Origin of the sequence: Sutterella sp. KLE1602 (assembly GCF_001578585.1) — a bacterium.
GTDB lineage: Bacteria > Pseudomonadota > Gammaproteobacteria > Burkholderiales > Burkholderiaceae_F > Sutterella > Sutterella wadsworthensis_A.
Genome location: NZ_KQ968525.1, coordinates 1 through 21,401, shown reverse-complemented (window position 1 = coordinate 21,401; position 21,401 = coordinate 1). Strand labels below are relative to the sequence as shown.

20 protein-coding genes are annotated in these 21,401 nt (G+C 64.0%); 14 read left to right on the top strand and 6 right to left on the bottom strand.

Annotated features, from left to right (window positions below; all coding sequences use genetic code 11):
* The gene (locus HMPREF3036_RS04720; protein WP_062331996.1) at window positions 1–2,673 is read right to left on the bottom strand and encodes a molybdopterin-containing oxidoreductase family protein; all 2,673 of its coding nucleotides are present in this window, start codon (window positions 2,671–2,673) and stop codon (window positions 1–3) included.
* A gap of 348 nt (window positions 2,674–3,021) precedes the next feature.
* On the opposite strand from HMPREF3036_RS04720, the gene HMPREF3036_RS04715 reads away from it, so the two are divergent.
* Together HMPREF3036_RS04715 and HMPREF3036_RS04710 are read left to right on the top strand one after the other, a co-directional pair.
* Window positions 3,022–3,993 carry a LysR family transcriptional regulator gene (locus HMPREF3036_RS04715; protein ID WP_062331993.1) on the top strand — a complete coding sequence of 324 codons (972 nt, stop codon included), beginning with the start codon at window positions 3,022–3,024 and terminating at the stop codon, window positions 3,991–3,993.
* A gap of 9 nt (window positions 3,994–4,002) precedes the next feature.
* Complete coding sequence (locus HMPREF3036_RS04710) at window positions 4,003–4,959, top strand: LysR family transcriptional regulator (RefSeq protein WP_062331991.1); 957 nt, start codon at window positions 4,003–4,005, stop codon at window positions 4,957–4,959.
* Window positions 4,960–5,096: 137 nt separating this feature from the next.
* Here the strand turns inward: HMPREF3036_RS04710 and pepT are convergent, their stop codons facing one another.
* Entirely contained in the window at window positions 5,097–6,350 is a 1,254-nt protein-coding gene (gene pepT / locus HMPREF3036_RS04705) for a peptidase T (RefSeq protein ID WP_062331988.1), read from the bottom strand.
* Between the two features lie 282 nt (window positions 6,351–6,632).
* Between pepT and dcuC the strand changes: the two genes are divergently transcribed.
* Entirely contained in the window at window positions 6,633–7,916 is a 1,284-nt protein-coding gene (gene dcuC / locus HMPREF3036_RS04700) for a C4-dicarboxylate transporter DcuC (RefSeq protein ID WP_062331985.1), read from the top strand.
* Between the two features lie 132 nt (window positions 7,917–8,048).
* Here dcuC and HMPREF3036_RS04695 read toward each other — a convergent pair whose 3' ends face one another.
* The 4 genes from HMPREF3036_RS04695 to HMPREF3036_RS04680 form a co-directional block, all read right to left on the bottom strand.
* On the bottom strand, window positions 8,049–9,824 hold the full coding sequence (locus tag HMPREF3036_RS04695; RefSeq protein ID WP_062331982.1) for a gluzincin family metallopeptidase: 1,776 nt from the start codon (window positions 9,822–9,824) through the stop codon (window positions 8,049–8,051).
* A 246-nt stretch (window positions 9,825–10,070) separates the two neighbouring features.
* Window positions 10,071–10,349: a hypothetical protein gene (locus HMPREF3036_RS04690; RefSeq protein ID WP_005436697.1), complete on the bottom strand. Its 279-nt coding sequence runs from the start codon at window positions 10,347–10,349 to the stop codon at window positions 10,071–10,073.
* 112 nt (window positions 10,350–10,461) lie between these two features.
* Window positions 10,462–11,865 (bottom strand): alanine/glycine:cation symporter family protein, encoded by a 1,404-nt coding sequence (locus HMPREF3036_RS04685; RefSeq protein ID WP_005436694.1) that lies wholly within the window; start codon window positions 11,863–11,865, stop codon window positions 10,462–10,464.
* Between the two features lie 175 nt (window positions 11,866–12,040).
* The gene (locus HMPREF3036_RS04680; RefSeq protein ID WP_062331978.1) at window positions 12,041–13,156 is read right to left on the bottom strand and encodes a M20 metallopeptidase family protein; all 1,116 of its coding nucleotides are present in this window, start codon (window positions 13,154–13,156) and stop codon (window positions 12,041–12,043) included.
* Window positions 13,157–13,670: 514 nt separating this feature from the next.
* Between HMPREF3036_RS04680 and dapA the strand changes: the two genes are divergently transcribed.
* The 11 genes from dapA (at window position 13,671) to HMPREF3036_RS04630 (ending at window position 21,182) form a co-directional block, all read left to right on the top strand.
* Window positions 13,671–14,564 (top strand): 4-hydroxy-tetrahydrodipicolinate synthase, encoded by an 894-nt coding sequence (gene dapA / locus HMPREF3036_RS04675; RefSeq protein ID WP_062331975.1) that lies wholly within the window; start codon window positions 13,671–13,673, stop codon window positions 14,562–14,564.
* A gap of 20 nt (window positions 14,565–14,584) precedes the next feature.
* Window positions 14,585–15,313 carry a 4-hydroxy-tetrahydrodipicolinate reductase gene (dapB, locus tag HMPREF3036_RS04670; protein ID WP_005436689.1) on the top strand — a complete coding sequence of 243 codons (729 nt, stop codon included), beginning with the start codon at window positions 14,585–14,587 and terminating at the stop codon, window positions 15,311–15,313.
* Window positions 15,314–15,317: 4 nt separating this feature from the next.
* A complete protein-coding gene (dapD, locus tag HMPREF3036_RS04665) occupies window positions 15,318–16,022 on the top strand; it encodes a 2,3,4,5-tetrahydropyridine-2,6-dicarboxylate N-acetyltransferase (protein ID WP_062331973.1) in 705 nt (234 codons plus the stop codon).
* A 121-nt stretch (window positions 16,023–16,143) separates the two neighbouring features.
* Window positions 16,144–16,419, top strand: coding sequence for a hypothetical protein (locus HMPREF3036_RS04660; protein ID WP_062331969.1), 276 nt, complete (start codon window positions 16,144–16,146; stop codon window positions 16,417–16,419).
* 192 nt (window positions 16,420–16,611) lie between these two features.
* Window positions 16,612–17,073 carry a hypothetical protein gene (locus tag HMPREF3036_RS04655; RefSeq protein ID WP_005436683.1) on the top strand — a complete coding sequence of 154 codons (462 nt, stop codon included), beginning with the start codon at window positions 16,612–16,614 and terminating at the stop codon, window positions 17,071–17,073.
* Between the two features lie 108 nt (window positions 17,074–17,181).
* Window positions 17,182–17,961: a UDP-2,3-diacylglucosamine diphosphatase gene (locus HMPREF3036_RS04650; RefSeq protein ID WP_197457938.1), complete on the top strand. Its 780-nt coding sequence runs from the start codon at window positions 17,182–17,184 to the stop codon at window positions 17,959–17,961.
* 170 nt (window positions 17,962–18,131) lie between these two features.
* Window positions 18,132–18,722: a hypothetical protein gene (locus HMPREF3036_RS04645; RefSeq protein WP_062331966.1), complete on the top strand. Its 591-nt coding sequence runs from the start codon at window positions 18,132–18,134 to the stop codon at window positions 18,720–18,722.
* A gap of 262 nt (window positions 18,723–18,984) precedes the next feature.
* Window positions 18,985–19,665 (top strand): DNA polymerase beta superfamily protein, encoded by a 681-nt coding sequence (locus HMPREF3036_RS04640; RefSeq protein ID WP_062331961.1) that lies wholly within the window; start codon window positions 18,985–18,987, stop codon window positions 19,663–19,665.
* Complete coding sequence (locus HMPREF3036_RS11830; RefSeq protein ID WP_156469737.1) at window positions 19,659–19,796, top strand: hypothetical protein; 138 nt, start codon at window positions 19,659–19,661, stop codon at window positions 19,794–19,796. The genes HMPREF3036_RS04640 and HMPREF3036_RS11830 overlap by 7 nt, the downstream gene beginning before the upstream one ends.
* Window positions 19,797–19,867: 71 nt before the next feature.
* Window positions 19,868–20,884 (top strand): helix-turn-helix transcriptional regulator, encoded by a 1,017-nt coding sequence (locus tag HMPREF3036_RS04635; RefSeq protein WP_005436670.1) that lies wholly within the window; start codon window positions 19,868–19,870, stop codon window positions 20,882–20,884.
* A gap of 1 nt (window position 20,885) precedes the next feature.
* Window positions 20,886–21,182 carry a transcriptional initiation protein Tat gene (locus HMPREF3036_RS04630; protein WP_197457937.1) on the top strand — a complete coding sequence of 99 codons (297 nt, stop codon included), beginning with the start codon at window positions 20,886–20,888 and terminating at the stop codon, window positions 21,180–21,182.
* Window positions 21,183–21,401 lie beyond the last annotated feature (219 nt).

Genomic DNA, 21,401 nt, shown 5'->3' with positions numbered 1-21,401 from the left:
TTAGAGCTCCGGATTCTTCGTCGTGTCGGTGGGCTGCGGGAGCCAGGCCTTGAACTGCTCGGGCTTCATCCAGACGCCCTCGGGCGCGCCTTCGGGCGCCTTGCGGATGCGGATCTGGAAGCCGCGGAGCGTGATCGTGCCGACAATCCTGTTGAAGGGCGCGTCATTCTTCGAAAGCACGTTGACGTTCATCTCACGCCAGCCCTGCGTCTTCGTCTTGAGGGTTTCCGGGAACCAGAAGCGCTCCATGTAGACGACGCCGACGGGGATGCCTTCAGTCACGCGGCACTTGCCGCGGATCTTGCCGCGCTTGGACTCAAGCCAGATCCAGTCGTCATGGGCGACGCCGTACTTCTTCGCATCGACGGGATTGACCCAGGCCTCGGGCACGGGATAGAGCTCGCGCATGTAGGGGTTGTTGCGAAGCGTGCCGTGGTGGAACATCGGCAGGCGGCCGTTCGTGAGAACGAGCGGGAACTCCTTGGCAATGTCGCGCAGCGGGCTTTCCGCAGGCTCTGCGTACCAAGGCAGCGGATCATAGTCGACCGAAACGGGCGGCACTTCGTCAAGCGCGTAGGGCTTGCCGGTACGGCCGAGCTCGATCCAGACCTCGCCGTAGAGCTCGAGCTTCTTCGAGGGCGTGCCGAATCCCTTCGGAAGGCCCGTCTTCTTGTCGGGCTGCTTGTAGACGTAGTACGTGTTCCACTTGTCGTAGGGCATGTACGGGAACGGCTGCTTTTCCTTGAACTCCTTCCAGGTCATGCCGATGTTGGCGAGGCGTCCGTCGAGGAGCTCCTCCATCGAATCCCAGTACGCGAGGTCCTTCTTCATGAAGGCGGGATCGCAGGCGCGCCTGGCATTTTCGTTGCCGAGCTCGGCGCACTTCTTGATGAGCTTCGACCAGAAGAGCGTCTCGTCCTCGGTCTCCCAGACGTGGGCCACGGGCTGGCGCGCGAAAACCCAGTTCATGCACTCGACGAGCATGTTGGTCTCGAGCCATTCGGTGGCGGGCAGCAGGATGTCGGCGTAGCAGGAGAAGGACGTCGGATAGAGGAACATGTGGACGATGAGGTCCACGTTCTTCGTGCCTTCGATCCAGTCCTGAGCGTGTCCGTTGACGACGAACTTGTTGCCGGAGCGTTCGAGCCAGACCTTGATCGGATACGGCTTGCCGGTCTTCATGGCCTCAAGGACGGCGCTCGGCTGTGCGGCGTCCCACTGCATCAGACCCTTGTGCTCGTTCGAGCCGAGGCGCTTCTTGAGCTGGCCCTTCGGAAGGAGGTACGAGCAGCGGGTGGCGAGGGAGCCTGCGGGGACGATGTTGGTGGAGGGGTTGCGCTGCATGAGGGCGCCCGGACTCTCGACGTTGCCGCGCAGGGCGTTGAGGATGACGCTGCCCATGGCGGCCTCGACCGAGTTCTCGTTCTGGTCGGTCGCCACGCCAAGCGCGACGCCAGCGGGGCCCGAGCAGTAGAGCTTGATGGCCTCCTCGATCTTCTTCGGATCGAGCCAGCAGACCTCGGCCGCCTTTTCAAGCGTCCAGGGTTCGCAGCGTTCGAGCAGGAGGCGCCAGCCGGTCTTGTACTCGACGCCCTTCCAGGTGAAGGCGCCGTCGAGGGCGGGATCGAGCGCATCGTCCCACGGATAGGCGATGGGCTTGGGCGAATTCGTCTTCTTGTCCCAGACCACGTAGGTCTTGGCGTCGCCCATGCCGAGGTCGGCGGCGCGCACGAGCAGCTTCGTCTTCACGTTGACGAGATACGGCAGGTTGGTCCAGCGCATCACGAATTCATGATCGTACAGATCCTTCTCCATGATGTACTTGGTCCAGCAGAGCATAAGCGCCACGTCGGTGCCTGGACGGATCGGAAGCCAGACGTCGGCCTTGGCGGCGTCGGGCACGAAGCGCGGGTCGATCGAGACCGTCTTGACGCCCTTGGCGCGCAGGTCCGAGAGCGCACGGCCGCCGCCCGCGGGGCAGCTGTAGGAGACGTCCGTGCCCCACATGACGAGGCACTTCATCTCGGTGTTGGGATTGTAGACCTCACGCGCCTGTTCGTCGGCGATCGACGTCGTCGGGCCGCCGTACATCATGTGGTAGGCGAGCGTGCGCGGCAGGAAGCACTGGGCGCAGCCCGGCTCGTAGAAGTTCGGCGTGCCGAAGGCATTCGCAACGCGCGGAATGCCGCGGAATGCGGGGTTGCCGCCACCGCCCGTCGAGAAGAGGACGGATTCGGCACCGTATTCGCGACGGACCTCCTCCATCTTGCCGGCGATCGTGTCGATCGCCTCCTTCCAGGAAATGCGCTTCCACTTGTTCTCGCCGCGCTTGCCGACGCGCATGAGCGGATACTTGTTGCGGTTCGGGTGATAGAGCGCGCTGATGCCGGCCAGGCCCTTGGCGCACATGGAACCGTGGCTCATCGGATAGTCGGGGTTGCCCTCGAGCTTCACCACGCGGCCGTTGCGCACGTGCGCAAGAACGGCGCAGTTGTGAATGCACGCGCGACAGCAGGTCTTGACGATCTTCGTCTCGCCTTCGATCGTGCGTGCGGCGGGGGCGGCCTTCGTCTTCACCAGGCCTTCAGCGGCGGAGGATTCAACGGCGGCGGCAAGCCCGGCGGCGGCCGAAGCCTGCAGGAATGTTCTGCGGTTGAGTTTGGAGAGGTCCATACTCTTCTCCTTCTGGGGTCTCGATCGGGGTGCCGGCCTTCGACGGGTATCGGGGGGTCTCTGCCGGCAGTCCGGACGCGGGCGCATCGCCCTGCGTTCACTGAAAGTTTCGCCTTCCGCCATGCCTGCAAACAGTCTAAAATTGATTGAAACCTTGCATTTTTTCCAAATTCCTGAAATGAACAGCGGAGCAGACAAATGCAGCCTCTGCACGTCACGATCCCGAAAACCCTTTCCCTCTAGGCGATTTCGGCCTGTCTCATCCGAAAGGACAAGACGGCCTCGTCCGAAATGCATCAGGGTTTCCACCTGAATTTTCAGGGATATTCCCATATGAGGAACATGGTCATGGCCGAGCTCAGAAACGATCTTGCGGCCTGGCGCATTCTGCTCGCCGCGGTGCGCACGGGAAGCATCAGGGAGACCGCCCTGCAGGCCGACCTTCCCGCCGCAAAGGTCTCCCGCATCATTTCGGAGCTCGAGCGCGAACTCGGATTCGAGCTCCTCGACCGCTCGACGCGTCCGATGAAGCCCACGCCCAGCTGCAGGGACCTCGTCGAGGGCATGACTCCGCTGCTCGCGGGCTTCGACCGGATGTGGGAGCATTTTTCGAAGAAAGAGGCGATGAGGCACGTCTCCTTCGCCGCCCCGATCGACCTCTGCCGCCTCTACTTCTCGGCACTCGTCGCGAAGTGGGCCGATGCGCATCCGGGAATCACCTTCGACATCCGTCCCGAGGCGACGGCCGACGACGTGCGCAACGGCCTCGTCGACGTGGCCGTCATCAACTACGTTCCGCTTGATGCGACGGGCCTCGTGCTGAGGCGCTACAACTCGAGCCGCACACCCCTCCTTGCGACCCCCGAGTACATCCGCGCGCACGGCGCGCCCTCTTCACCCGAGGACCTCGCGCAGCACACGGGACTGCTGCTTGAGACCGTCATGCATCCGCCCACGCAGATTCTGAAAAAAAACGGCGCCGCATCCCCCATCCTGCGCTGGAAGGAGGTCTTCACAACCCACGACCAGATGACCCTCAGGGAGCTCGTCCTCTCCTCGCTCGGCATCACGGTCGACCTCTATGCCGGACACGTCCTGCCTGAAATCCGACGCGGCCGGCTCGTGCCGATCATGCCGGGCTGGCGACGCGAGCCCTGGCAGATGTCCGTCGTCACCCGCTGGGAGGACGAGGCGCGCTCGAAGGCGCTCTCCGACTTCGCCGCCTACGTTGCGCTTGAGGCCGAGGCCACCTGGGCACCCATCCGTGAAGAGACCAACCGTGTCGTCGAAGAAGCCTTCCGCCGCCGTCTCCGGTCCTGAGTCCACGTCATGAATGTTCTCGACAACCTCAACGCCTGGCGCGCCGTCTCGGCCGCCGCACGCACGGGCAGCGTTACCGCTGCCGCCGAGCAGCTCGGCATCGAACTCTCCAAGTGCTCTCGCCTCGTCTCAGGCATGGAGCGCGAGATGGGCTTTGCATTTTTCGACAAGAACACGCGCCCCTATCGTCCGACGCCGCAGCTGAGGGCCTTTCTCGCCGCGTTCGAGCCCGCGCTGCGCAACCTTGAAAACGCGCGCGCACTCCATCAGGCGACGGGCGAGAAAATGCGCATCCGCTTCGCGGCTCCGATCGAGATCTCCCGCCTCTACTTCTCGAAGGCACTAGTCTCCTATGCACGGGAGCACCCGAACCTCTCGTTCGTGCTCCAGCCCGAGGCGACGCTCGCCGGGCTTCGCGCCGGCGCCGTCGACGCGATCGTTCTGAGCGACGTGCCCGCCGTCGCCGAGGATCTCGTCGTTCGCCTCTACCACGTCACCTCCACCTGCGTCCTCGCGACGCCCGCATACCTGAGGCGACACGGCACGCCGCAAACACCCGCCGACCTTGTGCGCCACACGGGACTGCTGCTTCGCACCGTCAACCTCAATCCCGTGAGACGCCTCTACAGGGACGGGATCGAGTCGGAGATCCTCGAATGGAAGAACGTCTTCATCACGCACGACCAGATCGCGCTCAAGGAACTTCTCCTGGAGGACAGAGGCATCGCCGTCGACCTCTCGCTTGCGCACGTTGTCGAGGAGCTCGAGTCGGGGCGCATCGTCTCCGTGATGCCTGGCTGGGAGCGTGCTCCCTGGCGCATGTGTGTCGTCACGCTCAGAGAACGCGAGGAAGCCTGCCCGCCGCTGAGACTCTTTGCGGAGGCCGTCGCCCTCAGGACGGGCGAAGACTGGATCGCCTACACCGAGCGCGGCCGCGCAGCCATTGCACGCGCAGGCACGCCCTGAGCAAACGACGGATCACGACCGCCCTCGCACGGTGGAAAAAATTGGGGCCCGCTCTTTCGAACGGGCCCCGTCCCCACTCCACCTGTCCGGATAGACTCACATCCGGACCGGAAGAAACTGTTGCAATCCGCTGATGCTTACTGAAGCGACGTCACCTCGGCGGACTTTTTCGCGAGCATGACGGCGACTTCGGCGCCCTTGTCGAGCGACTTCACGGGAATGCATTCATAGACGCCGTGAAAGTTCATGCCGCCCGTGAACACGTTCGGGCAGGGCAACCCGCGCACGGAGAGGCGCGCGCCGTCGGTGCCGCCGCGGATCGGCTCCTCCTGCGGCTCCATGCCGCAGGCGCGATAGGCCGCGCGCACAATCTCGAGCACCTTCGGGGCCTTGTCGAGATAGGGCTTCATGTTCTCGTAGCTGTCCTTGATCTCGAGGGAGAACTTTGCCTCGGGGAACTCGGCGCTCATCTCGTCGACGAGCTTCACGAGGAAGGCCTTCTTCTCCTCGTAGAGCGCACGGTTGTGGTCGCGCACCAGAATGCGCACGACGGACTCGACCACCGTCCCCTTTGCCATGTTCGGATGCAGGAAGCCCTCGTGGCCCTCGGTCGTCTCGGGCGCCTGATCGATCGGCAGGCGGTCGATGAGCCTGGCGGCATAGCGCACGGAATTGACCATCTTGCCCTTGGAGAGGCCGGGATGGACGCCCACGCCCCTGATGGTCACGAGCGCAGTGCCCGCGTTGAAGTTCTCGCTCTCGAGCGTGCCGATTTCGCCGCCGTCGAACGTGTAGGCATAGGCCGCGCCGAAGAGCGGAATGTCGAAGTTTTCCGTGCCGCGGGCCACTTCCTCGTCGGGGGTGAAGCCGATGCACAGGCGCGCATGCGGCACCTCGGGATGGGTCTTGATCCAGGCGACCATCTGCATGATCTCGGCGATGCCCGCCTTGTCGTCGGCGCCCAGAAGCGTCGTGCCGTCCGTGAAGATCACGTCCTGGCCCTTGTACTTCAGGATGTCGGGGAACTGCCCGACACTGAAGACGATGTCCTTCTCGACGTTGAGCGTCACGTCGCCGCCGTCGTAGCGCACGATCTGAGGCCTCGCGTTCGCGCCCGGGGCGTCGGGAGATGTGTCCATGTGGGCGATGAAGCCGATGGCGGGATTGGCCTCGCAGCCCGGCGTTGCGGGAATCGATCCGTAGACCACGCCGCCCTCGCCGATCCTCGCGTCCTCGACGCCGAGCGCCTTGAGCTCGTCGACGAGGAACGCCGCAAGCGCAAGCTCCTTCTCGGCGGACGGCGCGGTCGTGCTCTCACGCACGGACTGCGTGTCAAACGCAACATACTGCAGGAAGCGCTCGGTCGTGCTCATGCTCTCGACGGTGCTCATCGGATAATCTCCTGAGGGTTGAAAGGGGTCCGAAAAACTGATGCCGTGCATTATTCCGACACGGCCGCCGATTTTTTAGGCGGGTTCTCCCTTACCTCCTCAGTGGTACAAAAGCGCGAATTCCCCGATCCTGCGCAAGATTCGGAGCCGTCGTTGCAAAGCAATCCGCAAAAATACGTAAGGGAAATCACATAAATCTTCCTCATAACTCCCCATGGCTCAAAAACGCGCGGATCACTAGGATTCAGAAAATCCCCCCAACCATTCTGGAGACACAACAAAATGACGATCTACGTCTGGGGCGCCATTGCGGTCGTGATTCTCACGCTCGCCGCGCTCATCCGCCGCTATGACACGAAGCTGGTCCTGCTGATTGCGGGTCTGGCGATGTGTTGCCTATCGATGAATCCGATGGCCGCCTTCCAGCAGTTCGACAAGTCGATGACGAACTCGGCGCTCATCATCTCGATCTGTTCGTCGATGGGCTTTGCCGCCTGCGTCACGATGACGAAGTGCGACCTTCATCTCGTTTCCCTGCTCACGAAGCCGCTCAACAAGCTCGGCATCCTGCTTCTGCCGTGCTGCATGATCGTGACGGGCATCGCCTCGGTCGCCATCGGCTCTCTCGCCGGCCTGTGCGCCGCCATCGGTCCGACACTCGTGGGTCTGATGATCCGCGCGGGCTTCCGTCCCGCCATGGCCGCCGCCGTGATCATCTCATCGACGCTCCCGAACTACTGGTCTCCGGGCTCCACCGACAACATCTACGTCGCCAAGCTCGCCAACATTCCCGTGATGGACATGGTCACGTACGTCGCCCCGACGACGCTGATCCTCTCGGCGCTCTCCATCGTCTTCGTAATGATCGTCTGCCTGCTCTTCAAGGACTACCGCAAGGAGGGCTTCGGCTCGACGGGCGTGCATCCTGGCGAAGACATCCAGAAGAAGCTCCCCGACCTGCCTGAAAAGCCGAACCTGCTGATGGCCTTTGCGCCGCTCCTGCCGGTCGTGCTCCTCTTCGTCATCTCGCTGTGCTTCCCCGGCGTGAAGATGTCGGTCGCCACCGCCATGCTCATGGGCCTCATCTACGTGATGATCGTCACGCGCCTCAACCCGCAGCAGCTCTGCTCGAAGTTCTTCGACGGCATGGGCTCGGGCTACGGCAGCATCCTCGGCCTCATCATCGCCGCGGGCGTCTTCGCCGCCGGCCTCAAGAGTTGCGGTCTCATCAGCCTCTTCATCGACTACCTGAAGAACTCCTCCGACGTCGCCAAGCTCGGCGCCTCCTTCGGCCCCTACCTGCTCGGCATCATCACGGGCTCGGGCAACGCCGCCGCGTTCGCCTTCAACGAATCCGTCACGCCGCACGCCCTCGAGTTCGGCATGAAGATCGAGGACCTCGGCTTCATCGCCTGCGTCTCCGCCACGCTCGGCCGCGTCTCGTCTCCGCTCGCCGCCGGCGTCATCCTGATCGCAGGCATCGCAGGCGCCTCTCCGCTCGACGTCGTCAAGCGCTCCATCCCCGTCATGCTCTGCACGATCGGCGCGCTCTACTTCCTCGTCTGACGAATGCCCTCTCTCCTTCGGGCGCGCCTCCCTGCGGCCGAGACCTGAAGTCAGAAAAGCCCCGGGCGGTCCTCCGCACGGGGCTTTCCTTTTGGTCTTTTGCCTTTTTATTCTTTTCCGGCCCTTCCCTTCTCAGGAGATAAAGGCCTGGATGTGGCGATCTGCGTCGCGCATGACGTTGAGCGCCTCCGTGGCAGCGTCCGTCCAGAAGGCGTCGGAGGCGGGATCGGCGCCGAGGTGGCGTCTGATGAGCTCGTCGCAGTCAATCGTCGCGCAGTCGGAGAGGAAGTCCCCGAACGAGCCGCCGCAGGCCGTGCAGCCGTCGGCCAGAAGCCTGCGCCTCAGAACGGCCGCGATGAGGTAGCCCGCCGTGTACTGCCAGTCGTAGTGGGGCTCGCGCGGCAGATAGAAATGAAGCTTGGCGGCCCAGACGTACTGGTCGGACCCTCGGACCGTGTCCGCGAAATAATCCTCCCAGATGGTGTTGGTGAGCTTGTTGATGTCGTTCACCGAGAGGTAGCCGTGCCTTCTCTCCTCGTGGAGCCTGTGCGAAAGTTCAAACCTGAAGGGCAGGTGCAGGAGGTTGACGCCGATCTGGCGCAGGGCCTGCCAGAGTACGGCCGCATGTTCGCGGCGCTCCCACTCCGTCTCCTCGAGAAGCTGAGCGAGGAAGGCGTCCATGAAGAAGCGTCCCGCGATTTCGCACGAAAGAAGGGACGGATTCTGCGCGATGGCGGGATAGGCGATGAGCCTGTCCCTCAGGGACGCCTCGCCCAGGATGTGGGCAAGCTCGCAGGCGCGGTTGAGCGTGGGCTGGTAGTCCGCATAGACCGCCACGGAGCTGCAGGCGGGCACCTGCGCGCACCACGTGCCGCCCTCGCCGCCCGAGATGTTGCTCGTCTCGATCCAGCCTGCCGAAAGGAGGCGCTTGAGAAAGCCCTGAAAGTCGGGATCGATCCTGCTGAAGGTGCGACGCAGCGCGTCGGCGGCGCCGTCGAACGAGGCAGCCGCTTCAAGAGGCGCGGCTTCGGGAAGCGGGGCAAAGAGGTTCGCGACCGAAAGACCCGACCTGCGGCCCTCGAGGCACGAGAGCACCATGCCCGAGAGCTGGACAGCGTTGCGGGCCCTCGGCGCAGCAGCGCGCACGGCCCTCATCATCGCGTCGAAGGCGGGGCGGCTCATGCGCTCGCTCTTGAGGGACGCGTCGAGCATCGACATGCCCGCGCGGTCTGAGAGGTTTAGCCTGTGGCCCGTCATGGCGTTGAGCAACGCGGCAAAGGGCGCGGCGTTCTCGGCGAACCACGCATTGTAGGCGCCGAAGACCTGGCGGCGCGTGGCCGTGTCGGTGCTGTTCTTCAGATAGGATTCGGCCGACGAGCAGCTCATGACCGTCGGATGCGTGCCGTCGGGCATCTGCACCATGATCTTCATGCTGCTCTTGAGATGGGTGTAGAGGGCGCCGAGCGGCTCCTCGATGCGGCGGTCGGCCTCGGTCGGGCGCAGGATCACGCGGCTCTGGGCGGCCTCCTCGAATTCGAGCCACTCACCCGCTGGCCTGCCCTCGAGATCCTTCGGGAAGACGCGGCCCCAGTTGCGGGCGCGTTCGGCAAGCGCCTCGAGGCGTTCCGTTGCATGAAGCAGGTCCGTCCTCTCGGCGGGCACGCGGCTGTTCTTGGCCTGCTGGGTCTGCGTCGCCTTGCAGGCGGTCAGAAGCGAGACCGCAAGCCTGCGGCCGTGCTCGACGAGCTCGATGAGGCGCTCGACGGCGGCCGCATCGGACGGATTGTCCGCAGAGAGCCTTTCGGCAAGAAGCAGCACGTCGGCCAGCGTCTCCTTTCGCTTGGCGTAGCGTTCGCTCGCAATGTTGAGGAGCCCGTCGGGCTGCCAGTGCGGTTCCACGTTCTTCAATTTCTTCCCCTCTTCTGACGTGGTCATCGAATCAGACGGAATATTGTAACCGCACCTCCGACAAAGGCAAGCTTACCCCCTTGATCCCGCTCAACACCTCTGGCACAGGCGCAAGCGGGCAGCCGTCTCTTCAGAACGTCCCGGGAGGCGCCTTCGGACGCCGAAAACACGCTTTTCCCGAAGACAAAAAAAAGAGACGTTCCCTTCGGAACGTCCCCTCCTTGAACCTGAGGCTTCATCAGAGCGTCACGCGCGCTTGATCGCCTCGGCGATCTCGGTGCTCATCACCTCCCAGGAGCGTTCGGGACGGGGCTTGCCACCGATGCGGTAGCTCGCCGTCTTGTAGACGAGCTCGTAGCCCTCGCGGTAGAGGCAGTTGACGGTGACGCGGCGGCCTGCGTGGTAGTCCTCGTCGGACATCTTCCTGAGAGCATAGAAGAGCTCGGCCCTCGCAGCTAGGCTGCTCGAGAACTTGCCCTGGAACTTGCGAGTCGGTTCGATCACGATTTCTTCAGGCTCGGCCATGAGCGTCCTCCTTAATGAACATGGGCCTCAAGTATGACACAACCCGGCGGCCGCCGCCCGAGGGGCGACGGCGGACCGAGCCGTCGTCATGTTGATCCTGCGCAGAGCGGCGTCAGAGTCGCTGCATGCGGTCGTCGATGTTCTCGCTCTTGCGCTCCTCGTAGTGGTCGAGCTTCTTCTCGAAGTCCTCGAGGCTCTCGCCCACGACCTTGTGCAGCGCCACGAGCGCGACGAGGTTCGGGAGCACCATCAGGCCGTTGAAGAGGTCGGCGAGCGACCAAACGAAGTCGACCTTGAGCATGGCGCCCGTGACGATGAAGGCGCAGACGATCACGCGATAGGCCAGCACGCCGCGGGACCGGAAGAGGAAGCGCACGTTCTGTTCGCCGAAGAAGTACCAGCCCATGATGGTGGAGAAGGCGAAGAAGAAGAGGCAGACGGCGACGAAGGCCATGCCGAAGGAGCCCAGGCCCACCGTGTAGGCGTGCTGCGTGAGCTCGATACCCGTCGTCTTGAAGTCGAGCACGCCCGTCACAAGGATGACGATGCCCGTGAAGGTCACGATCACGACCGTCGTAAAGACGCCGAACATCGCGACGAGGCCCTGTTCGGCGGGATGCTCGACGCGGGCGACGGCATGCGCGTGCGGGGTCGAGCCCATGCCGGCCTCGTTCGAGAAGAGGCCGCGGGCCACGCCGAACTGCATCGCCTTGGCGACCGTCAGGCCGAGCGCGCCGCCCATGACGGCCTCGGGATCAAAGGCCGCGACGAAGATGAGCCTGAAGGCGGGAATCACTTCGGTGATGTGGGCGCCGATCACCCAGAGGCCGCCGATGAGGTAGATGGCCGCCATGAAGGGAACGATCTTCTCGGTGACGCTCGCCAGACGGCCGACGCCGCCGAAGAAGACGAGGCCCGCGAGCACCGCGCACACGACGCCCGAGACGGCGGCCGGCACGTTGAAGGCGGTCTGCATGGCGTGCGCGATGGAGTTGGACTGCACCATGTTGCCGATGCAGCCCAGCGCAATGATGATTGCGATCGAGAAAAAGACCGCAAGCGGACGCCACTTCTCGCCCATGCCGAGCGTGATGTAGTAGGCGGGACCGCCGAGCACGCGGCCCTGCTCGTCCTTCGTGCGATAGGTCTGCGCGAGCACGGCTTCGGCGAAGATGGTTGCCATGCCGAAGAAGGCCGCGACCCAGAGCCAGAAGAGCGAGCCCGGACCGCCCGCCACGAGGGCCGTGGCCGTGCCCGCAACGTTGCCCGTGCCCACCTGGGCCGCAACGGCCGTGGCAAGCGCCTGAAAGGAGCTCATGCCCGACTTGTCGGCACGCTTGCCGAAGAGCGACGCTCCGCCCAGAAGGAAGCGGGCCGCAAGGCCGAACTTGCGCACCTGAACGAAGCGCAACTTGATGGTGTAGAAGATGCCCGTGCCGCAAAGCAGCGGAATCAGGAAGAAGACGCCCCAGAGGACGCCATTGACGTCGCTGACGAGTTGATTGAGGAAATCCATTTGTAGCTTGGATGGAAAAGATGGACACGAAGGGCCCTCGCAGGGCCCCTCTCGTTATTCGGTTCTGTTTTCCGTTCCGGCCGTCCCAACCTTCTTTCACTGTCAGCGGCAGAGTGGAACTAGCATTCTAATGCAAAATGCAATAAGAATTTCCACTTAGGGAAGAACCATTATTCTAAGGGAGAACCATGATCTTCTTCATGAAGGCGATGCCCGCAGGGATCACGGCCTCGTCGTTCCAGCAGAAGTGCGGGGAGTGGAGTTCGTGCGCGGGCCCCACGCCGAGGAAGAAGAAGACGCCAGGAATGCACCTCTGGTAGAAGGAGAAGTCCTCCGCCGCGAGGACGGGTTCAGCGAGCAGCTGCGGGGCGTCTGCGCCGAGGTCCCTCGAGACCCGCTCGAAGAGCGTCTCGTTGTTCCAGACGGCGGGGTAGCCCGTGCTGAAGGACACTTCGAGCCCACAGCCAGTTCGCTCCGCCGTTTCGGCGGCGAGCGTCCTGAGGTGAGAGCGGATCATCTCCGCGGCATCCTCGTCGTAGGTGCGAAGCGTGCCCTGGATTTCGGCGGAGCCCGCGACGGCGTTTCGCACCGTGCCCGCCGTCATGCGGCCGAACTGCAGCGTGCGCAGGACGTCCGGCGGCAGGGCCTCGGTCCAGGCGTAAGCGGCGTTCATCCAGTCGACGCCCGCTCGCAGGGCGTCGAGCCCCTCGGCGGCGCGCGAGACGTGCACGCTCCTGCCCGTCACCTTGAGCGTCACCTCGTTCGAGCGGGCCATCATCGGGCCGGGACGCGACCAGACGCTTCCCTCAGGAAGGTTGGGCCAGAGGTGCAGGCCGAAGATTCGCGTGACGCGGTACTTCTCGAAGACGCCCGTCTCGCAGATGCGTCCCGCGCCGCCCGTCGTCTCCTCGGCGGGCTGGAAGACGAAGAGAACGTTCCTCGGCAGCTTCTCGCCCGCCCTGATCATGCGGGCCGTCTCCTCGGCAAGACCGAGTTCGATGGCCGTGTGGCCGTCGTGCCCGCAGGCGTGCATGCGCCCCGGCCTCTCGGAGGCGAAGAAAAGCCCCGTGCACTCGGTCACGGGCAGCGCATCCATGTCGGCGCGCAGGGCGACCGTCTCCTCTGCGCCCGCGTCGAAGTACGCGCACACGCTGCCCTTGATGGGCGAGAAGACCTCGGCGCCGAGCGGCTCGAGCACCTTCCTCACGTAGGCCGTCGTATCGGGCAGCTCGTCGTCGAGCTCGGGCATTCGGTGCAGGACCCTGCGGTGGTTGACGGCATTGAGGCTCATGGACGCGTTCTCCGGAAGTGCAGACACAAGGACGGAAAGGCCGCCAGGAGGCTCTCGCCCCCGAAGCCGGCGCTCGATGAAAAGTCCTGCATTTATATCATGTGGCGGAGCTTCGGAAGAGTCGAAACCGCGCACCTAGGCAATAGGTCGTAGGGCGTCTCACCTAGACGGTTTGCGCGGGACCCACCCGAGCGTCTTTTCCGACGCCGTCCCTTTTCAAAATCGGGCCGTCCGTGGTAACTTTGCTCCTGCAGATAGAGGAGCGGGGACGAAGGGCCCGACCGAGCCGGCAGGCGACGACGTCGTGGCGAGGCAACACCGCCGAATCATCCGCGGAGGGCGCTCCGGGGTGATGGGTCGCAGGAGAACATCCTGCGGACTGTCCGTCCGGGCATCCGGCCGGTTGCGCTATCCCCTTCAGAAACGCCGCGGATCCTGCTTTCCGCGCCAGACTGTCGGCAGAAGCGCCTCTGTCGACGGTTTTTCATGTCACTGTTTCTGAGGTACTCCCCCTATGAAGTTCGAAAACGTCCGAGGCTCCATCGTCGCCATGATCACGCCCTTCCACGAAGACGGAAGCGTGAACTTCGAAGCCCTCACCCATCTCATCGAGCGCCAGATCGCCGGCGGCACGAGCGCCATTCTCACGCTCGGCACGACGGGTGAATACTCCACGATGACGCACGAGGAGGACGCCGCCGTCGTGCGCCACACGATCGACACGGTCGCGGGACGCGTGCCCGTCATCGTCGGCTCGGGCTCCAACTGCACGGCCACGCAGATCGAGATGAGCCGCCGCTACGAGGCGATGGGCGCCGACGCGCTCCTCATCATCGCCCCGTACTACAACAAGGCCAACGCCGAGGGCATGTACCGCCACTTCGCCGACACGGCCGACGCCGTCTCCGTGCCCTGCATCCTCTACAACGTGCCGGGCCGCACGGGCTGCTCCATCCCGGTCTCCGTCGTCGAGCGCCTCGCGAAGCACCCGAACATCTGCGGCATCAAGGAAGCTTCGGGCAACATGAGCTACGCCATGGAGGTCGCCCGCTTCCTCGGCCCCGACTTCCAGATGTGGTCCGGCAACGACGACATCACGGTCCCCATCATGAGCGTGGGCGGCTCGGGCGTCATCAGCGTCTACGCCAACATCGACCCCGCCTCCTGTGCGAAGATGTGCACCGACTGGTTCGCGGGCCGCACCGCCGAAGCGGCCACCGAGCAGGTCCGCCGCCTCGACCTCATGAACGCGCTCTTCTATGAAGTGAATCCGATTCCTGCGAAGACTGCGCTCAACATGATGGGCCTCAACGCCGGTCCGATGCGTCTGCCGCTTTGCGACATGTCGCCCGCCAACGCCGCCCGCCTGCGCGCCGAGCTCGTCAAGGCAGGCCTCATCAACGAATAAAGACTCTGGAAAGAAGCCCCATGAACATCATCCTCATCGGAACGGGACGCATGGGGCGCCTCCTCAAGGAGTGCGCCCTTGACGCGGGTGACGCCGTCGTCGGCGAATACGGCCGCGCAAACATCGCCGAACTCGCCGCCGCGCCCGCAGCCGACGTCGCCATCGACTTCTCCGGCCCCGAGGCCCTGCCCGCCGTCGCCGCCTACGTCGCCCGCACGGGCACCCCGCTCGTCTCGGGCACCACGGGCTACACGGCCGGTGAAAAGGCCGCCGTTGCCGCCCTCGGCGAACACGCCCCCGTCGTCTGGAGCGCCAACTACTCGCTCGGCGTCGCCGTGCTCGCACGCGCGCTTCGCCTCGTGACCGCAGCGCTGCGCCCCGACTTCGACATCGAGGTGACCGAAACCCACCACAACAGGAAGAAGGACGCCCCGAGCGGCACCGCGAAGCTCCTCGTCGAAGCGCTCGATCCCGCGGGCGAACTCACGCCCGTCTACGGCCGCGAGGGCCTCTGCGGCGAACGCCGTCCCGACGAAATCGGCATCCACGCGCTTCGCGGCGGCACCGTTGCAGGCACGCATTCCGTACACTTCTTCGGCCCCGACGAAGAGCTCGAGTTCACGCACCGCGCCACGAGCCGCCGCATCTTCGTGCTCGGCGCCCTCAAGGCCGCCCGCGCGCTCGTCAGGGAGCCCAAGGGCTTCCATTCGCTCGACGACCTTCTCTTCAATACCAACGGAACCCACTAGATAAATGAACGCCCAGGAAATCATCAACTACATTGCCACCGCTCCCAAGAAGACCCCCGTCAAGATCTACGTGAACCTAAGGGAGCCCGTCGACTTCGCGTCCTGCGGCGCCAAGGTCTTCGGCGAGGGCCTCAGTCTCGTCGTCTTCGGTAACTGGGCCGACCTTGAACCCGTGGTCACGGCCAACGCCGCCGCCATCGCCGACATCGTCATCGAAAACGACCGCCGCAACTCCGGCGTTCCGCTCCTTGACATCAGGAACATCCGCGCCCGCATCGAACCGGGCGCCGTGATCCGCGAAAAGGTCGAGATCGGCGAAGGCGCCGTCATCATGATGGGCGCCGTCATCAACATCGGCGCCGTCATCGGCGAAGGCACCATGATCGACATGGGCGCCGTGCTCGGCGGCCGCACCATCGTCGGCAACCGATGCCACATCGGCGCGGGCACCGTACTCGCAGGCGTCGTCGAACCCGCCTCCGCCACCCCCGTCGTCATCGAGGACGACGTCATGATCGGCGCCAACGCCGTCGTGATCGAAGGCGTGCGCGTGGGCCGCGGAGCCGTCGTCGGCGCGGGCGCCATCGTCATCAAGGACGTGCCCGCTGGCGCCGTCGTGGTCGGCAACCCCGCCCGCATCATCAAGATGAAGGACGAAAAGACCGAGGCCAAGACCGCGCTCATCGACGCGCTGCGCACCCTCGACTAGACCTCCCGAGACAGTCCGCATCCCGAGGGGAGAGGCGTTACGACGCCCCTCCCCGATTTTTTGCGTCCCTCTTCGAACGTGATAGAATGCGATTCATTCTCAAGTCTTTTGGAACACCAACATGATCCGCACCCGAATCGAAGTCCGCAACATGGCCTGCGAGATGTGCGAGGCCCACGTGATCGAGGCCGTCCGCAAGATCCTCTCGCACGGCGAGGCGAGGCGCATCAGGGCCTTCCACCGCAGGAACGAGGTGACGATCGAGAGCGAGGCGCCGCTCTCTGAAAGCCTCGTGCGCGAATGCATCAGGTCCATCGGCGAGACGGGCTATCCCACGGGCGCCGCCTCCTCCGAAGAGGTGAAGCAGGGCCTGCTCGCCCGACTCTTCGGCGGCTGAGCCCGCCTTCCCCTTCCCTGGCCGCAATTCGTCAGGTTTTCTCCGACATCAGACGCGAAACCATGAGTTTTTTCGTGGAAATCATTTCTGTTTCACGGCATATGTAACAAAACCGCTTCAATAACCTTCGGCTTTTCGAGCTCTCCGTATAATAGCTTCACTCTTTTTCTACTCCTTCGGAATTAGTTCGAAATGCACAAGACCAAGCTCGTCCTCCTCACCGCCGCCGCGCTCCTCGCCATCACCTCCGGTGCCGAAGCCGCCAAGGTCAAGCGCTCCTCCGGCTTCTCCATGGGCCGTCCGGCCTCCGTGAAGCCCGTCCAGAAACCCGCCCCCGTCACGAATCCGGTTCCGGGCCGTCCCGCCGCCTCCACGCAGGCCGCCCCGCAGACGGCTCCCGCCGCCGCTCCGGCCAAGCAGGCCGCGCCGGCCGCCAATCAGGCTCCCGCCCAGCAGGCTGCGCCCGCCGCGAACGCCGCTCCCGCCCAGCCCCAGCAGCAGGGCGGCGGCTTCATGTCCAACATGATGGGTGCCGCCGCCGGCGCCGTTGCCGGCTCCATGATCGGCGAAGCCCTTTTCGGCGACGACAAGACCGCCCAGGCCCAGCAGCCGGCCGAAGCCCAGCAGCAGCCTGCTCCGCAGCCCGCCAAATAAGGCGCACGGCGCAACGCTCCTGACAAGAAGCCCGCAGGGTATGCCCTCGCGGGCTTTTCCATGCTCGGATACAATGGACGGACTGCAAACCCTGGAGGATCCTCCGCCATGCTCTCCCCTTTCACCGTTCCCGCTCTTGAAGGCACCGCAGGTCCCGTGACGCTCAACGATCCGGTCTTCATCTCCGACCTGCACCTGAGCCACTCCGAGCCCGACACGATAAACGCCTTCCTGCGCTTTCTCGAACACGAGGCGGCCGAACATGCCGAGCTCCTCATCCTCGGGGACTTCTTCGACTACTGGATCGGCGACGACGCCTCCTACACGATGGCGGCCGTGGCCGACGCGCTTCGCGCCTACTCGGCCTCGCACGGGCTATACATCATGCACGGCAACCGCGACTTCATGATGGGCGAGCGCTTCGCGCGCGAGATCGGCGCGACGCTCCTCAGGGACCCCGCCGTCGGCGTGCTGCGCGGCGAGCGCATCCTTCTCTCCCACGGCGACCTCTGGTGCACGTTCGACGCCGACTACCAGAAGGTCCGACGCCGCGTGCGCAGCGTCTGGTGGCAGTGGATCATGCTCAGGCTTCCCCTGAAAAAACGCCTGCAGGTGGCCGAGGACGCCCGCGCCCGCAGCCGCACCCGCAAGTCCGTCAAGGCCGCCTACATCACCGACGTCGACGAACGCGCTCTCGACGAGGCCGCCCGAAACCTCGAGGCCGCCGTCGTCATCCACGGACACACCCACCGTCCCGGCATCACCACGACCGCAGGCGGCGTCACCCGCGCCGTCCTCCCCGACTGGCACTTCGAGGAGGCGAACTGCATCCGCGGCGGCTGGATCGGCATCGAGGCCAATCGCCCCGTTCTACACCCCATGAAGTGACGGCTCTCACAGAACGCCCTACCGCCCAGGCCTTCTTATGCACACCGATCGCACAAACCGCTCACGGCTCATGAAAATTATCACCAAGACGGATCAACTGCATGCGATTTGCCTTCATGCGGAGTAGAATGAACGGGCATTCACCCGCAAAACACCTCCCCTGGAGCCGCATGTCCACATTTCTTTCGCTCTCCGACGACGACATCGAGCTGCTCAACCGGCAGTTCGGCCTGAAGCTCACCCGCGAGGAATGGAACAGAAGGCTCACCACCACGCCCACCTTCGCCTCGCTCGTGCGCTCCTACTTCGACTGGCACATCTCCGAACTCGCGGCGCTCGCCGCCGGGGACGATCGTCTGCCCGCCGGGATCAACGCAATCGACGCGCCCTTCCCGCCTACCGCACGGGGCGCATCCGAACCCGATGCCCGCCTTCGCGCCGCACGCTTCATGCTCGAGACGATCCGCCCGATCCCCGAGGACGGCGAAGCACGCGAAAAGCGCATCTCCCTTCTCACCGAGCCCCTTCATTCGGGTGCGCTTCCCGACGCCGCCTTCGTGCGACGCGTCCTCTATCTCGCCGGCCGCTGGTACCACCGCCCCGACCAAATGGATGCCGAGGGCGCCCTAATGCTTCGGAAGTACCTCCTTCGCGTCTGGCCCGAGTACGCGGGCGAACCCGTCACCACCAAGCTCATCCGCCTCTGGCGCACCTCCGAATACGTGATCGGTACCGTCACGGTCAACTCCACGCTCAACTGACGTTCTGCCGAAATCCTTCCGACAGAGCGCTCGCCCCGTTGCATATTGGATACATGGCCGTCCTCGCCGCCAACAATTCCGTCTTCATAGGACACTCCTCGCGGCTCTTCGTGCGATAATGGGCCGATCAAGAATTTCGGCATGATTTTCTACCGTTCGATGCCGAAGATATATAGCACGATATAACGTGCACGATCCAAGACTCAATTGACGCGTACGTTACCTCTTCTGTCGGAAACGTACGGATTTTCAGGCCCTCACTATGACTTCCACTGCTGAAGAAATGTTTGACGAAGCGAAGGCGCGGCTCAGGCGCCTCGAAGCCTCCCACGGCATCAGGATCCTCTATGCCTGCGAGGCGGGCAGCCGAAGCTGGGGCTTTCCGTCCCCGAGCTCGGACTACGACATCCGCTTCATCTACGTGCGTCCGCTCAAGAACTATCTGAAGCTCACGCCCCCGGCCGACACGATCACACTCGATCAGGACGGCGTGTGGGACATTTCGGGCTGGGATCTCAAGAAGTGCCTGATGCTCCTCAAGAAGGGCAACGTCTCGATCGTGCAGAGCCTCTACTCGCAGATCGTCTACCGCAATCATCCGCTCTTCCTCGCCGAGATGAGGAAGCTTCTGGACTACGGCGCCCCGCTGCCGCGCCTCTACTGGGCCTACCGCTCGATGGCGCAGTCCCATGTCTCGCACTTCCTGCTCGGCCACGAGACGATCGCCTACAAGCGCTTCCTCTACATCGTGCAGGGGCTCCTCGCCATGCGCTGGGTCGAGACCCGCAAGAGCATGCCGCCCGTGGTCTTCGAGCAACTCGCCGACGCGCTCGTCACGGACGAGGGCCTTCGCGCGGAGATCGAGACGCTTCTCAACATTCAGCGAAAAGCGCAGGCGCCCTTGAGGAAACGGGTCCCAAGACGCTCTTCCCCGGTGTGCTGAGCTTCATCGAGACGACGCTCGCACAGACGCAGCCGCCCGCCGACCAGGCGATCGACATCAACGAGGAAGTGCTCGACGACTTCTATCTCAAGTGGCTCGGCGTTCCGGGACTTTCGCACCCCGGCGCCTGATCCCGTCACCGCACAAAACAGGAGGGCGCCTTGACCAAGGGCGCCCTTCTTCTCTTTCAACGGAGCAGTACATGCCGCGCAAATCCTCCACTTTGGATGAAGCCGTGATGCTCATCCAGATCCTCACCCGCATTCCGAAGGGCCGCCTCATCACGGCACAGCAGCTCAAGCAGGAGCTCGACGCCGCGGGCATTCCGATCCGGATCCGCACCCTGCAGCGCTATCTCAAGACCATGGCCTCGACGGACGTCTTCGGCATCGACTGCGACATGCGCTCCCGCCCCTACGGCTACAAGCAGAGCACGGCGGGCGGCACGCTCCTCTCGCAGCAGATGTCCGTGCACGAATGCCTGCTCCTGAGGCTCGCCCAGGAGCACATGCGCTTCATGATCCCGACGACGCTCTCGAAGTCCCTCTCGCCCCTGTTCGACATGGCCTCGCAGAAGTTCAACGAGACTCTCTCCGCCGCCCCGCGCAATGAGAAGGCCTGGCTCAAGAAGATCGCCGTCGTGGGAAGCTCCCTGCCGATGATGCCGCCGAAGATCTCCCGCACGATCTTCGAGGCCGTGAGCGAGGCGCTCTTTCGTGAACTCAAGCTCGAGATCGAGTACGACAGTGCTTCAGGCAAGCAGGTCAAAAGCCTCATCACCCCGCTCGGCCTCGTGCAGCAGGACGTTCGCCTCTACCTCGTCTGCATGTTCGACCGCTATGAGAACGTGCGCCACCTCGCGCTTCACCGCCTCACGAAGGCCCGCGTCACCGAATTTCAGGCCGAGCGTCCGAAGGACTTTTCGCTCGACTCCTACGTCAACTCGTGCCACTTCAACTACTCGGACGGCTCGGGCCGCAAGGTCGAGCTCTCCTTCCGCTTCACGAACGCCGTGACGGCCCTCAACCTCAACGAGACGCCCTTCAACAGGACGCAAAGGCTCGAGAAGCTCCCCGACGGAAGCTTCCACCTGAGCGTCATTCTGACCGACTCCCCCCTCATCGACGGCTGGATCGCCGTCTGGAAGGACAAGGCGGGCATCTCCGAGCTGACCCGAACGCCCGTCACAGGCAGCGGCATCGCACCACAGGATTATTGACATGGACAGAAGAACGCTTCTCGGCGCCCTCGGCCTTGCCCTTGCGGCGCCTCTTGGCAGCGCACTCGCCGCCGAGCCTCCGAAGTACACGAGGCCCGGCCGCGTCTACAACAAGAACGGTGCCTACGAGGGCCGCATGGACTCGAGCGGACGCATGTACGACCAGTCGGGCCGCTACGTCGGGCGCGAGGATTCGAGCGGACGACGCTACGACGCCTCCGGCCGCTACCAGGGCCGAACCGACGCCGACGGGCACCGCTACGACAGCTCCGGACGCTATCAGGGCAGGACCCGCTGACGGCCGCTCACCTGCCCAAAACTCACGCACCTCGAAAAACCGCTATTCAGTAGCAGAATGGCGGTTTTGTTGTCTTGACGCCCGTCAATTAGAGTGGTTTTCTTTGCGCATTCGGTTCGCGCCCGCCTGCTCCCCGACGTCTATTCTTGAATAGATGCACATGTTCCTCCTTCAGCAGGAGGACCTTTTCACAGAAACAGCCGCAGGAAGCCTCCGAAT